The sequence below is a fragment of the Paraclostridium dentum genome (assembly GCF_048568265.1).
GTDB classification, from domain to species: domain Bacteria; phylum Bacillota; class Clostridia; order Peptostreptococcales; family Peptostreptococcaceae; genus Paraclostridium; species Paraclostridium dentum.
The window spans coordinates 1,106,380-1,129,614 of sequence record NZ_CP183813.1; the positions used below are offsets into that span (position 1 = coordinate 1,106,380).

A 23,235-nucleotide genomic window follows, 5' to 3' on the forward strand; every position below is an offset into this window, starting at 1 on the left:
TGACAAAAAAATGATATGACTATACACTTATAATGACAGGTGTAAAGACACCTATAATTACATATGTATAGGGGGATTTTTTATGAATAGTAAAATTAACACAAAAGCTGTTGTTATGTCAGCTCTATTATGTGCTTTAGGAATTATAATACCTATGTTTTCTCCAATTAAGCTAATTTTAGAGCCTGCATCATTTACATTAGCTAGTCATGTTGCTATATTTATAGCCATGTTTATTTCACCAAGCACTGCAATATTTGTTACATTGGGTACAACAATAGGTTTTTTATTAGGTGGATTTCCAATAGTTGTAGTAGCGAGGGCATTTAGCCATTTAGTATTTGTAAGTTTTGGATCTCTTTATTTAAAGAAAAACAAAAATGTTATATCTAGCATAAAGTCGTCGATGGGATTTTCATTGGTTATGGGGATTTTACATGCAATAGGTGAAGTATTGGTAGTTATTCCGTTTTATTTTGGGACAAGCTTATCCCAAGGATATTACGAACAAGGTTTTTTAACATCAGTTTTATTATTAGTAGGGGTAGGAACTATAATTCATAGTATGTTAGATTTTGGGCTATCAGTTTATATATGGAATGTGATGCCTAAAGAATTAAAAAATATAGACGCAGTTAAAGCATAAAAAAATAACAAGATTGGGTTTTTTATCCAATCTTGTTATTTTTTTATATAAAAATTTAATATATATGTTAAAAATATGTATAAAATAAGTTATAATATAAAATATAATAGGAAATTTAAAGTAAATGTAGAAAAATATATATAATTTCACAGAAAATTCATATTGAACCGATAATATATATATATAAGTAAAATTTTGGACATAAAATATGATCAAAAGGTTACAAAAAAAATACAAATTTAGAAAATTTGCTTTGGTTTAGTTTTATAAAAAGAAGGGAGATTAAGTATGATTGATAGAAAAATTGCAACAGCTATATCAGTAACATCTTTAGGTATAGTGCTATCAGGAACTGCTGTATTTGCTAATGCTAAAACAGGAACAGTAACAGCAAGTGCATTAAATATAAGAAGTGGGCCATCAACAAGTAACTCAGTAGTGGGGTATGCTTATAAAGGCGATAAATTACAAATATTAGAAACATCAAATGGATGGTACAAAGTTAAGCTTTCAAATGGAAAAACAGGTTGGGGAAGCGGAAAATATATAAATGTATCTGGAGATTCAAGTTCAGAAACTCCATCAAGTGGAAAAACAGGAACAATAACAGCGGATGCATTAAATGTAAGAAGTGGACCATCTACAAGCTATGGTAAAGTGACTATGGTTTACAAAGGTCAAAGTGTAACTATATTAGAAAGTTCAAATGGGTGGGATAAAATAAAAACTCAAAATGGACAAATCGGATGGGCAAGTAGTGATTATATAAGTACATCTGGGCAAGGTGGAGGAGGATCAACAGAGACTCCATCAACAGGTAAAGGAACAGTAACAGCAAGTACATTAAATATAAGAAGCGGACCATCTACAAGTAATTCAATAGTAGGAAAAGCATACAAAGGAAATACTGTAGATATATTAAGTAGTTCAAATGGATGGTATAAAGTAAAATTATCGAATGGACAAGTAGGATGGGCAAGTGGTGATTATATAAGCACATCTGGAGGTTCAGATAACGGATCTAACAATGGAGGAGGATCAACAGAGACTCCATCAACAGGTAAAGGAACAGTAACAGCAAGTGCGTTAAATATAAGAAGTGGACCATCTACAAGTAACTCAATAGTAGGAAAAGCATACAAAGGAAATACTGTAGATATATTAAGTAGTTCAAATGGATGGTACAAAGTAAAATTATCTAATGGACAAGTAGGATGGGGAAGCAGTGATTACATAAGTAGAGGCGGAGAAAGCTCAGGTGGTTCTGAAGGTTCAGGTGGTGGATCATCTGAAACTAATAAGGCTCAAGCTATAATAAATACAGCTAAAGCTCAACTTGGAAAGCCTTATGTATGGGGAGCTGAAGGACCTAATAGTTTTGACTGCTCTGGATTAGTATATTATGTATATGGACAACATGGAATAAAAATGCCAAGAACATCAAGAGAGCAAGCTAATGTAGGAACTACTATAAGCCAATCTCAATTACAACCTGGGGATTTAATTTTCTCAAGTACTGATGGTAGTGGAGGAGTTAACCACGTAGGTATATATATAGGAAATGGACAAATGATACATGCTCCAAATTCAAATGATGTTGTAAAAACTACTAATATAAATTCATCATATTGGCAAAACACATATGTTAAAGCAAAGAGAGTTTTATAGATATTAGGTTATAGGGAGATATTTTCAAGGAAAATATCTCCCTATCGTAATTTTAAAGTGAATTTTGCGCAGAATTTTTTTATTATTTAAGGTAATACTATAGTGTAAAACTTAAATATATTTTATAATTAATTTAGATAAATTTGGAGGTGGAGAAGTGAAGAAAAAAGCAACATCTTTAGTTTTAGTGCTTATAATGCTAATTTGTATTACACCGATAAATGCATTTGCAAATAGTAATCATAAAACTATTGTTATAAATATGAATAGAAGTAATTTTGTAGATTTTCTAGAAATTCCGACGTTAAAAAAACAATTAGAAAATCGAGGATACATAGCATTGATGAATGTAAGAGGTGACCAAGGTACGGGGGATAATAGGTCATATGCAAGTATCGGAGCTGGGGGAAGAGTAAATACATATAGCACAGATTTTAGAGGTTTTAAAGATGTAGACAAAGACAATAAAATTACATATGAAAGTGCTACAGGTAAAAAGGCAAAGGGTATTAACGATACAGATATTAATTTGTCTATAAATGATAATTTAGATAAAGGAAAATATGGATCTACATTGGGAGAATTAGGTCAAACCTTAAATAACGAGGATTTAAGTGTATCAGTACTAGGCAATGCTGATACAGGAACAAAACCAGAAGAACTAAATAGAAATATTGCGGCAATGGCAATGGATAACTATGGAAGAATAGATAGAGGTAATGTAGATAATATAAATAAAAAAGATGATAGCATGCCATTTGGGTTAAGTACAGATTACAATAAGCTAAAAAATGAAACAAAAAATCAATATGACAACAGTGATATAGTATTTGTAGAATTAGGAGATACGTATAGACTGGATTTATATAAACCATATTTAAATGAAAATACATATAAATCTATGGAAAAGAAGATTCATAAAAATATAGATGAATACTTAAAAGAAGTATTTGGCCTTGTAGATGAAAATGACACGGTATATGTAATGAGTGCATTTCCTAAGGATATAGATTATAAAAATAAAAGAAGATTATCACCTGTTGTAAAGTTTGATGGCACTGGAAAAGGTCTGTTAACATCAGCAACAACTAGAAGAGATGGTGTAATAGGAAATGTAGACATAGGTGCAGGAATACTTGCAGACTATAAGTTAACATCAAATAATATGGTAGGAAGAGAACTAGAGAATATAAAATATGAAGATAATATAAACTTTATCGAAAAAGAATATAGTAAAATTGTGAATATTTCAGATGTCAGAAGTGGCATAATTCAATTTTTTATAAACTCTACATCTATAGTATTAGGATTAAGTATAGTATTATTAATATTTAGAAAAAAATTGGAAAATAAATATAATAAAAGTATTAAAAAAGCATTTAATATTTTAAAAGAGTTAAGTAAATTTGGACTAATAATGCCAGTGGCATTTTTATTAGCACCTATGTTTAATTTTAATACTAAGATAGGTATTTACTTATCTATATTTGCGCTTACTCTATCTATATACTTTATTTCCAGATTGATATTTAAATCTGATAATAAGCAAATTGGATTTTATGCAACTTTATCAATTTTCGTTATAATAGTAGATGCACTATTAGGTTCATACTTAATGAAAAATAGTATAATGTCATATGATGCAATAGTAGGCGCTAGATACTATGGAATAGGAAATGAATATCAAGGTATAATCATAGGATCTTCAATAGCTGCAATGTCCATTTTAATTATAAATAAGAAGCTACCTAAAATAATTGTTCCAATATTATCACTAATAATTTTATTCATTAGTGCATCTCCAACAATGGGAGCAAATGTTGGGTCTGCTATTTCAGAAAGTGTAGCATTAATATTATTTACAATGCTTGTGTTTAATGTGAAAATAGATTTTAAGAAAGCTATTTTAATTTTATTTGGAGCTGGATTGGTTGTGTTAGGATTTGCCGCTATAGATATGTTAAGTGGATCGGAATCTCATTTATCATTATTTATTAATCAAATTTTAGTGAATGGACCAACTGCAATCTTAGAAACATTTGGAAGAAAAATTTCTATGAACATACAACTTATGCAAACTAGTTCATGGGTATATATAATATACGTAGGTGTTATAGGCTTAATAGTAACTAGTCTTTTTTACAAAAAAGAGTTTAAAGAAATGATGAAAAATGAAAGTTATGGGAAAAAGGCTATAGTGTCAATTGGAGCAGGAGCTATAGTAACATTTTTAGTAAATGATTCAGGTGTAGTTTCAGCAGCAACAACTATGTTATATATAATTATACCGTTTTTAATAATTTTAATTAATAAAGTTATATTTAAAGAAAGATAAAAATAGCGTACTGTGTACGCTATTTTTTTGTGTTTAATAAAATTCATAAAAATATTTACATAAAGTTAACATATTATAAAAAAATATTTAGAGAATAATATAGTTTAAAGGCAAAATATACTTTATAATTAAATTATATATTTTGGAGGTGAAAAGAGTGAATTGTAAAATAAAGAAATTATTTTCAATGATTATTATATTAGCATGTATTATTCCAACGAATATATTTGCTGATAGTAAACATAAAACTATTGTTATAGATTTGAATAGAAGTAATTTATCTGACTTTTTAGAAATACCTACTCTAAAAAAAGAATTAGAAAATCGTGGGTATATTGCTTTAATGAATATAAGAGGGGATCAAGGAACCGGTGACAATAGAGCTTATGCAAGTATTGGAGCTGGAGGAAGAGTTAATACATATGATAGCGATTTTTCAGGATTTAAAAATGTGGATAAAGACAATAGTGTAATTTATGAAAGTGCCACAGGTAAAAAGTCAAAAGGTGTAAATGATGTTAATATCAATTTATCTATAAATGACAATTTAGAAAAAGGTAAATATGGATCTACACTAGGAGCATTAGGGCAAGCCCTAAGTGATAATAAACTAAGCGTATCTGTGATAGGAAATGCTGATATAGGAACAAAACCAGAGGAATTAAATAGAAATATTGCTGCAATGGCAATGGATAACTATGGTAGAGTAGATAGTGGTAATGTCGACAATATAAATAAAAAAGATGATACCATGCCTTTTGGTATAAGTACAGATTATGAAAAGTTAAAAAAGGAAACAAAGAAATATTACAATGAAAGTGATACATTGTTTGTAGAATTAGGGGATACATATAGATTAGATTTATATAAAAAGTATTTGAATGAAAAAACTTATCAAGATATGGAAGGAGAAATACATAAAAATATAGATTCATATCTAAAAGAAGTTTTTAATCTTATTGGAGAAAATGATAAAGTATACATAATAAGTGCATTTCCAAAAGATATAGACTATAAAAATCAAAGAAGGTTATCACCTGTTGTTAAATTCGATGGAAGTGATAAAGGATTATTAACATCAGCAACAACTAGAAGATACGGTATAATAGGAAACTCAGATATTGGAGCAAGTATACTTTCAGACTACAATTTGACATCAGAAAAAATGGTAGGTAGAAAATTAGATAATATAAAAAATGATAAAAATATAGATTTTATAATGAATGAATACTCAAAAATTGTAAATATGGCTAGTGTTAGAAGTGGGATAATTCAATTTTTTGTAAACTTTGTATCTATAATACTTCTTTTAAGTATTATATTATTAACTTTTAGAAAAAAAATAAAAAATAAACTTTCAATGAAAACAGATAGAGTATTTTATCTAGTTAAAGAGTTAAATAAGTTCGGAATAATAATGCCTGCAGCATTTTTATTAGGTCCCGTTTTAAACTTAAATTCGAGGATAGGTATATACACATCTATAGCTTTAATGGGAATGATCATTTATGGGATAGGAAAGTTAGCATTTAAAACAGATTTTAAGCAAATAGGATTTTATGCAACATTAACTATTGTAGCTATTTTAGTTGATGCTGCATTTGGAACATATCTAATGCAAAATAGCGTAATGTCATATAATCCAATAGTAGGTGCTAGATACTATGGTATAGGAAATGAATACGAAGGTATTGTAATAGGATCTTCAATAGTAGCTATGACTGTTTTAATAATGGATAAAAAATTAAAAAAAATATTTATTCCGATTATATCTGTTGTTATAGTGTTTATAAGTTCTACTCCAGCAATGGGAGCAAATGTAGGATCTGCTATATCAGCGACACTAGCATTAATATTATTTACATTGCTTGTATTTGATATAAAACTAGATATTAGAAAAATTATATTTGTATTTATAGCAGTTGGGCTTGTGGTCTTTGGATTTGCAGCCATAGATATGCTTAGTGGATCAGAGTCGCATTTAGCACTGTTTATTAATCAAATATTAGTTGGTGGTCCAGCAGCTATAATAGAGACTTTTGGAAGAAAAATTTCTATGAACATGCAACTTATGCAAACTAGTTCATGGGTATATATAATATATATTGGAATTGCAGGATTAATAATAAGTAAAATTTCTTGTAAAAAAGAATTTAAAGATATTATGAGTGAAGGTAGTTATATTAAAAAAGCCTTAATATCAATTGGAGCAGGTGCCGTAATAACATTTCTGGTAAATGACTCAGGTGTAGTTTCAGCAGCAACAACCATGTTATATATAATTATCCCGTTTTTAATACTTTTAATTAATAAAGTGGTTTTAAAAGAAAAATAAAAAAATAGCGTATTTTATACGCTATTTTTTTTTATCAAGTAACAACTTAGACTAATAAATCATAAATTATAATAAATGAAAAGCACTAGGTAGAAAATGGGGGAGTTTTTATGAAAAAGCAGAAATTAGGAACAGTTATGTACTCAAATGAAAATAGTGCTAAAGTTAAAATTGAACCTAGCAAAAAACGTTTAAACCTTATAAATTACCAAGGAAATAAAGATAATATAATAACTGCAAATAATTATATAGGTGCTAAGCCAGGGCAATGTGTTTGCATAGAATTTAATAATATAAGATCGTTTAAGTTAATTTATATATTGTATATACAGCCAATAATATTTGCTTTGTTAGGATTATTAATTGGATTTTATATGGCGATAGTAATAAAACAACCTAGCTTATTATATGAAGTAACATTTTCTTGTATTGTATGTACTATAGCTATAATATATAAAGATTATTACAAAGAAAAAAATAAAGACAAAATAAATATAAAACCTGATATAATAAAAATTTTATAAATGATAGTAAAAAGAGATATTCCATAGTTAGTTTGGTAAAGCTATGTGGGGTCTCTTTTTTAAATTTATTAGCATTTATTAACATGACGTAGTATAATTTAATATAGAATAAGTAAGGAGATGATTTAATGAATTTAAATAGAAATGATGAGTGTTGGTGCAAAAGTGGGAAAAAATATAAAAAATGTCACATGGAATTTGATATGAAACTAGAAGATTTAAAAAGAGCAGGAAATGAAGTTCCAACACATGATATTATAAAGAATAAAGACCAAATAGAAAAAATAAAAGAAAGTGCAAGAATAAATAATGAAGTATTAGATTTAGTAGGGGAAAAAATTAAAGCAGGTATGACTACTGAAGATATAAATAAAATAGTACATGAGTATACAGTATCTCAAGGTGCAATTCCAGCGCCTCTAGGCTATGGAGGTTTTCCAAAAAGTGTTTGTACATCTATAAACTCTGAAATTTGCCATGGGATACCTAGTGAAGATGTTGTATTAAAAGATGGAGATATAATAAATGTAGATGTATCAACTATATACAATGGGTATTTTTCAGACGCATCAAGAATGTTTATGATAGGAAATGTGAGTGAAAAAGCTAAAAAATTAGTTGAAGTTACAAAAGAATGTTTAGAAAAGGGAATTGAGGCTGTAAAGCCATGGGGGCATATCGGAGATATAGGTTTTGCTATTCAACAGCATGCTGAAAAAAATGGATATTCGGTTGTTAGAGATTTTGGAGGTCATGGGATTGGATTAAGTTTCCACGAAGACCCATTTGTGTTCCACTATGGATCAAAAGGAGAAGGAATGGTATTAGCTCCTGGGATGATATTTACTATAGAGCCTATGATAAATGAAGGCGGATATGATTTATACATAGATGCTGATAATGAGTGGACTGCATATACAGATGATGGATCTTTATCTGCTCAATGGGAACATATGATTTTAGTAACAGAAGATGGAGTAGAGATAATAGCGAAGTAAAGTAAACGTAAGTAATAATTAACTAATAAAACCGATAAATCATGCATATTTATAGTATTATAAAGTTACTTTCAAAGAGGTGATTTATGACAAGAGATCAAAGTAAAGTAACAACAAATAATACTAGTGATAATATTAAACAAAAGTCTGATTGTACTAATAAGAAAAAAGGTTTAGGATTATCTAGATATACATATGCAGATTATGTTATTTTATCGTCTACATTAGCTTATGCTATAGGAGAAGAATTAAATGATGAAGATTTAACTCTCTTTATCGTATTTTTAGGTCAAATATCAGCGGACTTATCATTAATACGAACTAAGAGAGGGTTATTACCTGTAAACCTAGCTGATAATCAAGAACAAGATATAATTGCAGCAGAGGAAACTGAACAAACGATAGAAGATGTAACTTCTGCTGAATTAACTAGAAGTAAAAAAAGAAAAGTTAAAAAAAGAAAAATAAAAAAGAAAAAGACTATATAATTGTATTATGTTAAGTCTTTTTCTTTTTTATTTTAACATATTAATTTTTTATTAATATGAGACGTCAATCTGGAAGTGTTCAAAAAGAGAATTTTTTATGAATTTAATAACAATTTCAAAAAAATCAGTGAATTATACTCAATAAATATATATAATTAAATAAGGGAAACTTAAAAAAATTAACAGGAGTGATATTTTGCGGTCAGAGTTAAAAAAAGTGGCAACTATTATGATAGGAGCTACAATATTGGCATTTGGAAGTTACAACTTTAATTACCAAAATAGTGTTACAGAAGGTGGGGTTCTAGGATTATTATTACTAATTAAAAATGTTTTTGATATATCTCCATCTTTAACTAGTTTAGTTATTGATTTATCTTTATTTGCATTAGGAACAAAGTTTTTTGGTAAGAAATTTTTACTATACTCAATACTTTCAACATTTACATTTTCAACTATGTACAATACCTTTGAAAGTATTGGATTTTTAGTACCAAACCTTGAACATAATATGCTTTTAGCAAGTATATTAGCAGGAATAGGAGTGGGAATAGGAGTAGGTCTTGTTGTAAGAGGTGGTGGAGCATCGGGTGGAGATGATGTAATAGCACTTATAGGCAATAAATTTACACCACTGAAAGTTAATCATATATATTTGATAAGTGATGGTATAGTTTTATTTTTGTCATTAGTTTATTTAGATTTTAAACAGATAGCATTTTCGTTAATAGCAGTTACTATAAGTGGCAAAATAATAAGTATTATATACAATGATGAAGATCAAGATGAAGATAGCGATAAAGAAGATGAACAAGAAGAAACTATATTAGTTTAGATAAAATAAGCACTTATTAATAAGTGCTTATTTTTTGCTATTTAGGGTATATTTAAGTATGGGCATAATATTAAATGCAAAATATGACAATTCAAAAGAACGGGGGAAAAAATATTGAAGAAATTTAAATTAATAACTGTAAGCTTAATAATAATCTTAGGTACAATATTTATTGCGGGGTGTAGTTCAAAATCAAAAATTGAAAGTGCAATGGATGAGTATAATAAATCTTGGCAAAATCAAGATTTTGAAAAAATGTATACTATGCTTTCAGAAAAATCTCAAAAAAATATAAGTAAAGAAGATTTTGTACAAACATATACAGATATATATACTCGTATAAAAGCTAAAAATATTAAAATTTCTAAATCAGATCAAGAATTAGAAGAAGGCAAAGATGCTTACTTAAATGTTAGTATGGATACACTTGGTGGGAAGATAGACTCATCAAAGATTAAGATAGATATGATTAAGGAAGGTAAAGGATATAAAGTTAATTGGGACTATGGATTAATACTTCCGGATTTAAAAAAAGAGGACAAAGTAGGAATAGATACTGATTCTTACAAAGGAAAAAGAGGTAGTATCTATGATAGAAATGGCAATTTAATTGCAGGAGAAGGACAGCTAAAACAAGTACAATTAGATTTGAAAAAATTTAAAGATGGAAGTGAAAGTAACAAAATTACTGATATGGCTAATATCTTGGATATAAGTCCTAGTTATATTGAAGATAAAATAAATTCAAATACAAACTCAGACCATGCTGTAGATATAGTAAGTTTATTAGAATCAGATAGTGAAAAAATAGAAAAGTTAGTTCAAATACCTGGAGTTCAAATAACAACAACTAAAAATGCTAGAGTGTATAATGGAGGAGAAGCCATAGGTAGTTTAATTGGGTATACTGGAAATATTACTCAAGAACAATTAAAAGACAAGAAGAATAAAGGTTATAACGAAAATAGTAAAATAGGTATAGGTGGAATAGAAGAAGTATATGAAGATAAGTTAAGAGCAGAAGATGGGGGTTGTGTATACATTTTAACTCCTGATGGTCAAAAGGAAGTTTTAGTTGAGAAGAAGGCAAAAAATGGAGAAGATGTAAAACTATCTATAGATCTTGATTTGCAAAAAAAAGTATATGATGAAATGAAAGATGAAAAAGGAGCGAGTGTAGCTACAAATCCAAAAACTGGTGAAGTTCTAGCAATGGTAAGTTCGCCTTCATTTGATCCAAATAGCTATATGACATACATAACAAAGAGTGAAAAGGCAAAATGGGAAGCTGATAATAATGCTCAATTACAGAGAAGATTTAAAACTGCATATTCACCTGGATCAACAATGAAGTTAGTAACTGCTACAATAGGTCTTGAAGATAAAAAAATAGACCCAGATGAAGCTGTTGATATTAAAGGTAAGACTTGGGAAGAATACGATGTTACTAGAGTTACAGATCCAGGAAAGCCTGTAAATTTAAAAGATGCAACAATTTATTCTGATAATATATACTTTGCAAAAGCTGCACTTAATATAGGTGGAAAAGATTTTGTTAATGGAGCTAAAAATTTTGGAATTGGAGAAGAAATCAAATTTGGATACCCTATAGAGAAATCACAAATATCTAATAGTGGAAAACTAGATAACAAATCATTATTGGCTGCAACTGGATATGGACAAGGAGAAGTTTTAACAACTCCTTTAAATATGACTATGATATACTCAAGTTTAGGAAATGATGGTAAGATAATGATGCCAAAGCTAGATATAACAAAATCAGCAGAGCCTAAGGTTTATAAACAAGCTATAAAAACAGAATATGTAGATAGACTTAAAGATTGTTTTTCAGCTGTAATAAATGACCCTAAAGGAACTGGACATTCAGCTAAAATTGAGGGAATAAATATAGCTGGGAAAACAGGTACAGCTGAATTAAAAAAAGACAAAGATGATACAAACGCAAATGAAAATGGATGGTTTGCAGGTGTAGATACAGATGAAGGAAAACTTTCTATATCTATGATTATAGAAAACGTTAAAGGAAGAGGTGGTAGTGAAATACCTACTGTAAAAGTAAAAAATATTATGGAGTATTATCTAAAAAAATAAAATTAAAATAAAATAATCTATTTCTAGTGTAACTAGTGTATATAAAAACATATATATAAATATACACTACTTTCATAGGGGGAATAGATTTGAGAAGAAGATATGAAAGAATGCAAATTATATGCAAAGATTTATCAGAAGAAGCTTTTAAATCTTATGCTGGTAAAAAAGACTATAAACGAGCTATTCACTGTTATACAGTATTAGCTACGAGTATAGGGGTACCAGCAGATATTGCTAGTTTTGCAAAGAACATGTTAGCTAGATTGAATAAAAAAATAGAAGAAAATATTTAAAAAAAGATTGCTTGATAAAAATCAAGCAATCTTTTTTAGTTGGTTTTTTTAGCGAAAGTGTTGACCTAAATAAAATAAAGTGTTATATATATAAGTGAGAAAAGTTAAAAAGGTTACACTAAATAAACAAATAAAACATACTATAAATTAATATAAAAAAACTGGGAGGACTTTATTATGAAGGCAAGAGTTGCAATAAATGGATTTGGAAGAATTGGAAGAATGGTTTTAAGAATAGTTGAGGAAAACGGTTTGGATGGGTTTGAAATAGTAGCTATAAATGCAAGAAGTGATGCTAAAACTTTAGCACATTTATTTACTTATGACTCTTCTTACGGAATATTTAGAGGGAAAGTAGAAACAGACGAAAAAGAAAATATAATTATAAATGGAAGAAAAATAAAAGTATTAAAAGAAAACGATCCTGAAAACTTACCATGGAAAGAATTAGGAGTAGATATAGTTATAGAGTCAACTGGGAAATTTACTAAAAAAGAGGACGCACAAAAACATATAAATGCAGGAGCTAAAAAAGTAATAATTACTGCTCCAGGAAAAAATGAAGACAAGACTATAGTAATAGGTGTAAATGAAAATGAGTATGACAATAGCATACATCATATAATATCTAATGCTTCTTGTACTACAAACTGTATAGCTCCAGTAGTAAAAGTTTTAGATGCAGAGTTTGGAATAAACAAAGGGCTAATGACTACTATTCATGCGTACACTAATGACCAACAAATATTAGATAAAACACATAAAGATCTTAGAAGAGCAAGAAGTGCAGGTGTTTCTATGATACCAACAACAACAGGGGCAGCTAAAGCTGTGGCAAAAGTATTACCAGATTTAGAAGGAAAATTAAATGGATTTGCAGTAAGGGTTCCAAGTCCTAGTGTTTCTATGGTAGATTTAGTTTGTGAATTTAGTAGAGACGTAACAGTTGAAGAAGTAAATAGAGCTTTAGAAAATGCTGCTAAGAAGGAATTAAGTGGGGTATTAGGGTATTCAGACTTACCACTGGTATCTGTAGATTATAAACAAACTTCAGAGTCATCGATAGTAGATGGACTATCAACTATGGTTAATGATGGAAATCTAGTTAAAGTAGTAGCATGGTATGATAATGAGTGGGGATACTCATGCAGAACTGTAGATCTAGTAGCATATGTTGCAAAAGAGCTTTTAGTAGCTAGTAAAGTTAGTGCGTAGTTAAAATGAGCTTACAGAAGTTTTCTGTAAGCTTTTTTAAACGTTTAAACAAAGTAAATTTTTATCCTTCAGAATTTTACTTAATCTAAATTTATGAATAAATGAAATTTATATCCTAAATAATAGCATAAAATATTTTTAAATAGTTTTAAAAATGTACATTATAGTATATAATTTTAATAAGAAATATCATATTAGAGGGCTACTTAATGAGGTAGTCCTTTAATTTAATAAGGAAGTGGATTAATGAATTTTTGGAGGGAGAAAAAAAATAAATTTTATTTTTGTAGTGTAGTTACTATAGCTATACTCATAGGCCAGTATTTTCTTTTCAAATATGGAATAGTAAGTCCACTAGTAAAAGGTGTAGAACTGCGGATAACTAAAGGTGAATATATTCAGAATATAGATGAATATGTAATAAAATTAGGCGATTCTATAAAAGTAAATAGTGGAGAATATATTGTTATACCACCATATGCATCAAAGCCTAACATTGGGTATAAAGCATCTGATTCCGATATTTTATCAATAAAAGGTGATACAATAACTGGTATAAAAGAAGGATACTCGGCAATTATGATTATGAAAGATAGTAGAGCTATAAGAAAAGCTACTATAAGGGTAGTAAACCCAAAAGTAGAGAATCTAGACGTATCTATAAATCAGTTAAAATATGTAGGTGATACTTCCCCTATAGATGTAAATGTAGATGTTGACTTTAAGTTTAATGATAAAGAACAGTATACATATGAAATCTCTGATAAAAAAGTTTTAAAAGTTGAAAATAACAAAGTTAAAGCTATTGGCGTTGGAAGTTCCACATTGAAAATAAGAGCTGGAGATAAAACTAAAGAATATAAATTTAACATACAAGCTAAAGTTTCTAATTTATACAGTAACAATAATATAAATGTGCATATAAATGAAGAAAAAAGCTTAGGGGTAAAAGTAGAAACATACCCTAAAAATTTAGAACACCCTAAAGTTAATTATGAAATTGTTGGATTTAAGTTACCAATAGCAACTGCAATTGAGGTTTCAAGTGATGGAGTTGTAACAGGACTTAGAGAAGGTACTGAGAAGGTAAAAGTTACTTGCGGTGGAAAAAGTAAAATCATAACTGTAAACGTCTTAAAAGAAAATACAGAATCTAAAAAAATTAAAAATTTAGAAGCTAGTTCTATAATAAATGGAGATAATTTAGAAATAAATCTTTCATGGGATTATTTAGATGATGTTCCAGAATATGAAATATATCTTAAAAATAATTCTAAGGGAGAAAAAGATTTCAGTTTAATTAAATCAATAAAAGTAGAAAAAGATGAATTAGATAAAGATAGAAAGGTAAAAGCTTCTATTAGTGTAGACTTAAAAGGTATAGATAAACCAGATATAGATTTATATGTTGTAGGTAAATCTGATGGAGTATATACTCAACGAAGTGATACAATAAATATTAAAAAAGAACATCCAAGCTCAGAAAATATTCAAGATTTCAAAGTTGAAAACCTAGAAGGTATTATTTCTGATGATGGTAATATAAATCTTTCATGGGATAAGTTAGAAAATTTTGATTGTACATATAGTATATATGTACGAAATAATATAACATCACCAAATGGAGGGTTTGAGTTATATCAACATGGAGTAAGCGAGAACAAGATAACCATTCCAGTTAATTTATTAGAAGATATAAACATGGATGTATATGTTGTTGCAAATTCATCTCAAGGATCTAGTAAAAGCAGTGATGTTTTGAATTTAGAAAAAAAGAAAACTGAGATTGAAATTGAAAATCCAATCTTACAAATAAAAAATCCTGAGAATACATTTTAAAATGTATTCTCAGGATTTTTATTATCTTATTTTTTCTAAGTATCCACTTGGATGGAAATAGTAGATACTAGATGTATTTTTATCTACAAAATATCCTAAATCAGTATCTACATTAGGTAAAAATACATATCCAGAAAGACCTTTATCCTTTAAAACAGGGAATGTATTTTCATCACCTTGATAAGCATAAACTAAATTTGGATTCATATCTAATAGTAAATTTAAAGCATCATCTTTACTTAAAGTTTTTGCTACGTTAGTGTTTTCGTTTTTGTTAACTTTATCAGATTTATTATTTTCAACATCTTTATTGGAATCATCAGGTTTAACAACGTCTTGATCTTTGTTAATGTTATCATTTTTATTAACATCTTGTTTTTTGTTAGCTTCAGTATTACTAGAAGCATTATTTTTTACAACATCATCTTTTTTATTAGTTTCATTAGATTTAGAAACTTCTTTCTTACTTGAATCAACTGCATTAGAAACTTCTTTTTTAGATTCTAAATCAGAGTTTTTGTTGTTAGTAGAATTACTAACTTCTTTAGCTGTGATATCTTTATTAGAATCACTATTATCTATATCAGATACAGTATTAGTTTCTAATGTTTTATTATTTTTATTTTCTTCGACGACTGGCTTTTCAGCCTTTGTGACTTCGTTACTAGGTTTTGAATCATTATTTGCAAATGAAGATTTTAAAATTGGATTAGTAACAAATAATACACTACAGAAAACAAATAAAACAATAACTAATTTTTTCATATCATTACCTCTTTTCAAATATATATGTTATCTTCTATACATAAATATTACCATAAATCAATTGTATTATAACAGTTACATACTTGTTACTTGAGGTTACTAAATTGTAATTAAAAAAATGTTTAAAAAGGGTAATTATTTACTATAATGTAGAATTATATTTATGGTTTATAAAGTTAACCAAATAGATCTTTAAAACACCCATTAAAGGTGCAGAAAGAATCATACCTGGGATACCAAAAAAACCGCCGCCTACTGTAACAGCTAAAATTGTAAAAAATGGACTAAGACCTAGTTGGCCGCCTACTATTTTAGGTTCTATAAATGCAATTTCAACTTGTTGAACAAGAATTAAGTATACTAATGAAAATAATGCAACACTAGGATTATAAAATAAATTGATTAAAACAACAGGGGTCATACCTATTACAGGACCAAAATATGGAATCATGTTCATAAAACCTATTAAAGTTCCAAATAATAGGGCGTATGGAGACCCTATAAGATAAAGCCCAACTCCAGATATAACTCCAACTATAAATGAATCTAAAATTTTACCAGCAAAGTACTTTCCTATATTTTCGTTTAAGCTGTTTCCTACTTCTAAAACAAATGATGTTCTTTTTTCGCCTATTAGTACATGCATCGTTTTTTTTGAAAATGAAATAAAGCTCTCTTTTTCTAAAATTATATAGAAACAAATTATAAAAGCTAATATAAACTGAACTATAAACTTAGAAATAGAAAAAGTTGTTGTAAATATATCACCTAAATATCCAATAAGTAGGTTACTTATTTGAGGCATAGCTGAAAATATTTTATCCACAACTTCTTTTAAAGTTTTAGGGTCAATATTTTTTAATTGGTCTCCAATTTCTATAAAGAAAGATTGTGTTTGCTTTGCATATATTGGAAATTGGCTAATAATATCAGCTAAACTATTTACTATTATAGGAGCTGTAAAAAATACAAATGAAATTATAATAAATATTAAAATTCCATAGGTTATAAATAAAGAATAAATTCTTTTTAGTTTTAATTTACGCTCTAAAAAATTTACAATGGGTGAAAATATGTAAGCTAAAATGAAAGCTATAATAAAAGGTGTCAGTAAAGACAATAATAGCTTTACTATATTGAAAAAGTACTTATAGTTGTCTATAAACTTGATAAATACATATGTTATTATAAGTGTTAAAACTAAATTAACGTTGATTTTACTACCTTTCAATGTAAACCATCCTTTCAATTAATTTTTAAAATGAAAAATAAAGTAATATATCTATTATACAATAAAAGTAATATGAATATATATAGTAATGGAAATAAATTCTAAAATATAGAATTGAGATCATCTTTTTATTTAGGAGGTGTTTTTTATAAATTATGAAGTAATTGTTAAGTATAACGGAGATATATCTGAGATAGAAAAAGATTTAGGAGTATCAGTTGAAAAATTAGGGTATAACTATGCAATTATAATTACTGATAGTGCTGAAAAGATTGATTTGCTTTTAAATTATCCACAAATCGAATATTTAGAAAAACCATTTATATTAACAACTCAAGATGTTCAAAGCTTTTCAAGAACTGGAATTACAAGATTCAAAAATACAAATAGATTAACAGGAAAAGGAACTATTATAGGGATTATTGATTCAGGAATAGACTACAATATAGATTTATTTAAGGACTCTAATGGAAATTCAAAAATACTTTATTACTGGGATCAATCAATTAAAGGAAAACCACCAGAAGGATTCCAATATGGAAGTTTATATACAAATGAAGATATAAACAAAGCAATTAAAAGAGAATTAAATATACCTATATCTCCAACAAGTACACATGGGACTCATGTAGCAGGGATAGCATGTCAAATAGCTGAAGAAGCTAACTTAATCGTTGTAAGAGTAGGCAGTATTGTAACGGATGTATTTTCTAAAAGTACTGAATTTATGAGAGCAATTAAATTTATTCTAGATAAAGCTCTAGAATTAAAGATGCCAGCGGCTATAAATATAAGCTATGGTAGCAATGAAGGCTCTCATAGAGGATTATCATTATTTGAGCAATATATTGATGATATGTCAGCATTTTGGAAAAATAATATAGTCGTAGCAGCAGGAAATAATGGAGATAAGGATGGTCATAAAAGTATAAGGCTGGATAAGGAGACAACTGAAGTTGAATTTGTAGTAGGAGAAAATGAAAAAATTTTAAATATAAATATATGGCCTGAATTTATTGATGATTTTAGTGTTTATATAGTTAATCCTTCAAATATAAAGAGTCAGGAGATATCTTTAACCTCGGGAGAAATAAAAAATGTCCTAGGAGGTACGAGGGTAAAAGGATATTTTTATCCGATAACACCATACTCTTTATCTAGACGAATATCAGTACAACTTACTTCACCTACATTTATAAATCCAGGTATATGGAAGCTAATTTTTACACCGATAAATATAGTTATGGGTGATATAAGTATATATTTACCTACATCAGAAGGGATTAGCAAAGACACACGTTTTTTAGAAGCTAATAAAAATTTGACAGTTACTGTTCCAGGAACTGCGAATAAAGCTATAACAGTTGGTAGCTTTAACTCAACTACAGATACTGTATCTATTTTCTCTGGAGAAGGAGATATTGACCAAAATGTGTATAAACCAGATTTACTAGCACCAGGAGAAAATATTTTATCTGTACTTCCAGGAGGCAGTATCGGAGCATTAACTGGAACCAGCATGGCAACTCCTCATGTTACTGGGGTAGTATCCTTATTAATGCAGTGGGGCATTGTTGATAAAAATGATCTATTTCTTTACTCGCAAAAAATAAAGGCATTTTTATTAAAAGAAGCAAAAAGGAATTCTACTTATACATATCCAAATAATCCTATGGGGTTTGGATTTTTAGATTTAACAGAGGTTAGATTAGATAATATATCTAATTTAAATAAAGAATATGATTTACTTTATAGAAAAAAGAAAAAAAAAACTCAAAAACATATGAATAGATTAGATCTTCCACTTGATTTAGCTTTTAGGTATCATGTAATGCACGGCCCTAACTTTGAAGAAGAACTTAAAGCAACAGGATTAGAATATACTTATTATGAAATAAGTGATACAGAAGGGGTATTAATACTACCTATAAGAGATCCTAATAGGTATAGTAAATTATTAAAAATAAAATCTTTAAAACTGTTAGATTCAAGTATTGTTATGAATCAACTAGGGACAATAAGTAGAGATATTAGTAATGGTATAGTTGCAAATGAAGAGATAGGAGCTAATTTCTTACAAAATAATTTAAATATGCCTATAACTGGAAGAGGGGTATTGGTTGCAGTTATAGATTCAGGTATAGATTATTTACATGAAGATTTTATATATCCTGATAAGACATCAAAAATAGAATATATATGGGATCAGACTGTAGATGGAAAGCCCCCGAAAGGATATACAGTAGGAACTGAATATTCAAGAGAAGATATAAACAAGGCTATTGAGTCTAACGATAAGAATTTAACTAAAGATGAAACAGGTCATGGAACTATGCTAAGTGGAATATGTTCAGGCCTTGGGAATTTAAATAAGCAATACTTAGGAGTCGCACCAGATTCAGAACTTATAATAGTAAAATTAAAAAAAATTGACAAAAACTATAATAGTACTTTTTTAGAAGCTGGAGTTAGGTATGCATATGAAAAATCCATAGAGTTAAATAAGCCAATAGTTATTAACTTATCTTTAGGAAGCAATAGTTTAATAGGAGCAACAGAAAATGTATTAAAGAAAGAGCCTAGATTTACAAGAGGTGTTTGCATAGTATCTGCAGCAGGAAATGAAGGGAATACACAAACTCACTCAATGGGAAAAATAAGTTTTGTTGGTCAGCAAAAAGATATAGAATTGGAGATTTTTGAAGATGAAAGTCTTTTAGAAATAAATATCTGGGTAAATAAGCCAGATAAAATAAGTGCAGCAGTTATAGCCCCTAGTGGAGAACAAAGTAAATTTATAAAAATATCTAGTTATAATGAAGTTTCAGGGTTGTTTGATCTTGAAGCTACATGGTATGTAATAACGTATGTATATCCAACAGACTATTCAGGCCAAGAACAAATAACCGTACTTCTCAAAAATGCAACTAAGGGAATATGGAAAATAAGATTAAAAGGGGAGTATATAACAAATGGTACTTACAATGCTTATTTGCCAAATCGAGCAATAATAAATCCTGGAACAAAGTTTAGAGATTCTACATCAGCATATACTATCAATTTTCCATCTACATATGGAGATGTAATTTCAGCAGGTGCATATAATTTAGTTGAAAATAGTATATGGCCACCATCATCAAGAGGACCTACAATAAATGGTTTATCAAGACCTGATATAGTAGCTCCGGGAGTTAATATAATTTCAACATATCCTGGAAATAATTATGCAACTCTAACTGGAACATCTGCATCAGGAGCTTATTTAGCAGGATCAGTTGCTTTGTATTTACAATATACACTAGTCGACAACTATTATCCACTGAAAGGTTTTACAAATATGATAAGAACATATATACATGCAGGAGCTAGAAGAAACGCAGAAATAATATATCCAAATGATATTTATGGATATGGTATTTTGGATATTAGAGGAGCTTTTGACCAACTAAAATAAAAAAGGAGGAAATTTTATTTTGGAAAAATCCTACCTTATAATTTATAAAGGTGATATCGCATCTGACTTAACAGAAGCTGGAATAGAAAAATATATGATTTTAAATAATAATCTTACGGTAATATATGTCCCAAATGATTTTAGAGAAGAGCGTTTGAATAGAATTCCTAGTATTACTTGGTGGCAAATTTCAGTTCCTATGAGTTCTTTAATAGAAATAACGAATAATTTAGATGAAGGGGTAAGCGTATCAGATGCTATTGGTACAGATTATATATATAAAAATCCATATATACAATCAACGGGCAAAAACGTTTTAATTGCAATCATAGATTCAGGTATAGATTATTTACATCCAGATTTTATAGAGAATAATAAAACAAAAATAGTATCTATATGGGATCAAGAAAGTGATAAAAAAAAGCCTCCAGATGGATTAATATTTGGAAGTGAATTTACAAGGGATGATATAAATAAAGCTATAGAAGAAAATGATAAAACATTAAGTGAAGATAGTATAGGAACAGGAACTACCGCAGCAGGTATAGCAGCAGGGAGAGGAAATTTAAATTCTCAATATAAAGGCGTCGCTATCGATAGCGAATTAGTTGTTGTTAAACTTAGAGAATATAAAGATACATACAAAAAAGGAAAGATAAACTATCAAAAATCAGATTTTTTAGCAGCTATAAGATATGTATTAGATGTGGCAAAGAAAGAAAATAAGAATATGATAATAAACTTAACTATAGGATTAATTTCTAAATCTATAGTTGAGTCGACTATGTTATCTACATTTAATGAACTATCTAATCCAGGAACTATAGTAGTAAGTGGAGCGGGAAATGAAGGAAATACAGATATTCATTATCGAGGAAATGTAAAAAATAAAGTAGAAGATATAATTATACAAGTTGGGGATCAAACAAACTTAGACATAACATTAGTTGTAAATGGACCTGATAAAATTGGAGCAATTTTGATATCTCCATCAGGCGAAATGAGTTATAAAATTATGTATACACCTGAATATTACACATATAAAGGAAAATTTAATCTAGAAAATACGCCTTATGAGATGAGGCTATCTTATCCTTGGCTAGAATCAGGAAATGAGGAGTTAACGATAAGTTTATATGATATAAAACCTGGTATATGGACACTTAGATTGATTCCTGAATTTACAATAGAAGGAAACTATGATGTTTATTTACCGAATAAAAATATAATTTCTGAAGAAACAAGATTTTCAGATCCTGCATCAGAAGCTACTATAACTATGTATGCAGCATCTGAAAATGTAATAACTATAGGAGCTTACAATGATAAAACTGATAGCATTTGGATAGGATCCTCAAAAGGTCCTGTAAAGTTAAGCCTTATTAAACCAGATATAGTTGCTCCTGGAGTAGATATAATATCAACTTATATAAATAGTTCATACAACACATCTATTGGCACTGGAGTAAGCTCTTCTATAGTAAGTGGAGTATTGGCAATTATGTTTGAATATATAACTTCAGAGTACGAATTTGCTCAAGAACTATTGACAGTACAACCATTAAAAACATATTTAATGTTAGGTGCTACTAAAAAAGACATATATATATACCCAAATATTACCCAAGGATATGGAATATTAAATTTGAAAAATACTATAGTGGAAATTGCAAATAACTTCGAATAAGATGAATTTTATATAATATAATGTAAAAACTAATTACAAAATGAAAAAGAGGTGATTAGTATGACAAATGAAAAAAGTAAACCATTAAATGGAGAAGGAAATAAAAGATTAAAGGCTCATAGACCTGTAAACAATGAATATACAGCAGCATGGGCAGGGACTAAAGAGTTAAAAGACAATAGCAATGTATCTATACCATCGTTAAATAATGTGGAAGAAGCTAAAGATTGGGTAGATAATGGAAGTAAGTTATAAGTAAAAAAATGCTACTTAATTTAATTAAGTAGCGTTTTTTATTCATTTTTTACTCACTAGGTACTAGTATATATTCACCTGATTTTATATTATAATCACTAGAAATAATATCTATATTTTCTTTATAAACAACTTTTCTAAAATCATCAATGTCTTTTATATTTGTATTGTAAGATTTTATTATATCATCTATAGTTTCACCTGAGTTGACTAAGTGCTTTACAAGGTGACGCCCATCCATAACCTTCTTATAGGCTTTGGTATAAGAAAGTTCAGTTAAATCATTAAAAGCAGGTACATTTTCAGATAAATAATTTACAGAAGTATCTAAACAAGTTATGTAATTATATATAGCTTCTTTGAAAACTTGAGACAAAGATGTGCAATCATCAACCACAGGGCCTATGAATAATAATACAACTAAAATTAATAATACATATTTCATGTAAAACAACCTCCTACATAGGAGTATTATAAAATTTGTGAAAAATATACAAATTTTATGAAAAATAAAACATTGACTAGAAAAATATAAGTTGGTATAATCTTAGT

The 23,235-nt window shown here is 28.4% G+C and carries 18 protein-coding genes; 15 read left to right on the forward strand and 3 right to left on the reverse strand.

Going from position 1 to position 23,235, the window contains the following annotated elements; translation table 11 throughout:
- Positions 1-82 precede the first annotated feature (82 nt).
- The 12 genes from ACN6I1_RS04870 to ACN6I1_RS04925 all read left to right on the forward strand — a co-directional run bounded on the left by ACN6I1_RS04870 (position 83) and on the right by ACN6I1_RS04925 (position 15,291).
- Complete coding sequence (locus ACN6I1_RS04870) at positions 83-646, forward strand: hypothetical protein (RefSeq protein ID WP_419742938.1); 564 nt, start codon at positions 83-85, stop codon at positions 644-646.
- Positions 647-934: 288 nt separating this feature from the next.
- The gene (locus ACN6I1_RS04875; protein ID WP_419742939.1) at positions 935-2,314 is read left to right on the forward strand and encodes an SH3 domain-containing protein; all 1,380 of its coding nucleotides are present in this window, start codon (positions 935-937) and stop codon (positions 2,312-2,314) included.
- A gap of 157 nt (positions 2,315-2,471) precedes the next feature.
- Positions 2,472-4,649 carry a hypothetical protein gene (locus ACN6I1_RS04880; protein ID WP_419742940.1) on the forward strand — a complete coding sequence of 726 codons (2,178 nt, stop codon included), beginning with the start codon at positions 2,472-2,474 and terminating at the stop codon, positions 4,647-4,649.
- Between the two features lie 157 nt (positions 4,650-4,806).
- Positions 4,807-6,984: a hypothetical protein gene (locus tag ACN6I1_RS04885; protein WP_419742941.1), complete on the forward strand. Its 2,178-nt coding sequence runs from the start codon at positions 4,807-4,809 to the stop codon at positions 6,982-6,984.
- 110 nt (positions 6,985-7,094) lie between these two features.
- A complete protein-coding gene (locus ACN6I1_RS04890; RefSeq protein ID WP_419742942.1) occupies positions 7,095-7,508 on the forward strand; it encodes a SoxR reducing system RseC family protein in 414 nt (137 codons plus the stop codon).
- Positions 7,509-7,636: 128 nt separating this feature from the next.
- Positions 7,637-8,506 carry a methionyl aminopeptidase gene (locus ACN6I1_RS04895; protein WP_025161264.1) on the forward strand — a complete coding sequence of 290 codons (870 nt, stop codon included), beginning with the start codon at positions 7,637-7,639 and terminating at the stop codon, positions 8,504-8,506.
- An 86-nt stretch (positions 8,507-8,592) separates the two neighbouring features.
- Positions 8,593-8,994, forward strand: a complete 402-nt coding sequence (locus ACN6I1_RS04900) for a hypothetical protein (RefSeq protein ID WP_419742943.1) — start codon at positions 8,593-8,595, stop codon at positions 8,992-8,994.
- A 196-nt stretch (positions 8,995-9,190) separates the two neighbouring features.
- Complete coding sequence (locus ACN6I1_RS04905; RefSeq protein ID WP_419742944.1) at positions 9,191-9,829, forward strand: YitT family protein; 639 nt, start codon at positions 9,191-9,193, stop codon at positions 9,827-9,829.
- Between the two features lie 114 nt (positions 9,830-9,943).
- Entirely contained in the window at positions 9,944-11,941 is a 1,998-nt protein-coding gene (locus ACN6I1_RS04910; RefSeq protein ID WP_419742945.1) for a penicillin-binding transpeptidase domain-containing protein, read from the forward strand.
- Between the two features lie 89 nt (positions 11,942-12,030).
- A complete protein-coding gene (locus tag ACN6I1_RS04915; RefSeq protein ID WP_419742946.1) occupies positions 12,031-12,237 on the forward strand; it encodes a hypothetical protein in 207 nt (68 codons plus the stop codon).
- Between the two features lie 177 nt (positions 12,238-12,414).
- Positions 12,415-13,452: a type I glyceraldehyde-3-phosphate dehydrogenase gene (gene gap / locus ACN6I1_RS04920; protein WP_021432516.1), complete on the forward strand. Its 1,038-nt coding sequence runs from the start codon at positions 12,415-12,417 to the stop codon at positions 13,450-13,452.
- A 246-nt stretch (positions 13,453-13,698) separates the two neighbouring features.
- On the forward strand, positions 13,699-15,291 hold the full coding sequence (locus tag ACN6I1_RS04925; RefSeq protein WP_419742947.1) for a hypothetical protein: 1,593 nt from the start codon (positions 13,699-13,701) through the stop codon (positions 15,289-15,291).
- 21 nt (positions 15,292-15,312) lie between these two features.
- On the opposite strand, the gene ACN6I1_RS04930 is transcribed toward ACN6I1_RS04925, so the two are convergent.
- Entirely contained in the window at positions 15,313-16,056 is a 744-nt protein-coding gene (locus ACN6I1_RS04930) for a hypothetical protein (protein WP_419742948.1), read from the reverse strand.
- A 142-nt stretch (positions 16,057-16,198) separates the two neighbouring features.
- The gene (locus ACN6I1_RS04935) at positions 16,199-17,287 is read right to left on the reverse strand and encodes an AI-2E family transporter (protein WP_419742949.1); all 1,089 of its coding nucleotides are present in this window, start codon (positions 17,285-17,287) and stop codon (positions 16,199-16,201) included.
- Between the two features lie 139 nt (positions 17,288-17,426).
- On the opposite strand from ACN6I1_RS04935, the gene cspBA reads away from it, so the two are divergent.
- The 3 genes from cspBA to ACN6I1_RS04950 are packed head-to-tail and all read left to right on the forward strand — an operon-like array spanning position 17,427 to position 22,683.
- Positions 17,427-20,741, forward strand: coding sequence for a bifunctional germination protease/germinant receptor pseudoprotease CspBA (gene cspBA, locus ACN6I1_RS04940; protein WP_419742950.1), 3,315 nt, complete (start codon positions 17,427-17,429; stop codon positions 20,739-20,741).
- A 19-nt stretch (positions 20,742-20,760) separates the two neighbouring features.
- The gene (gene cspC, locus ACN6I1_RS04945; protein ID WP_419742951.1) at positions 20,761-22,428 is read left to right on the forward strand and encodes a bile acid germinant receptor pseudoprotease CspC; all 1,668 of its coding nucleotides are present in this window, start codon (positions 20,761-20,763) and stop codon (positions 22,426-22,428) included.
- 60 nt (positions 22,429-22,488) lie between these two features.
- A complete protein-coding gene (locus tag ACN6I1_RS04950) occupies positions 22,489-22,683 on the forward strand; it encodes a DUF3787 domain-containing protein (RefSeq protein WP_394861729.1) in 195 nt (64 codons plus the stop codon).
- A 49-nt stretch (positions 22,684-22,732) separates the two neighbouring features.
- On the opposite strand, the gene ACN6I1_RS04955 is transcribed toward ACN6I1_RS04950, so the two are convergent.
- Entirely contained in the window at positions 22,733-23,128 is a 396-nt protein-coding gene (locus ACN6I1_RS04955) for a hypothetical protein (protein ID WP_419742952.1), read from the reverse strand.
- Positions 23,129-23,235 lie beyond the last annotated feature (107 nt).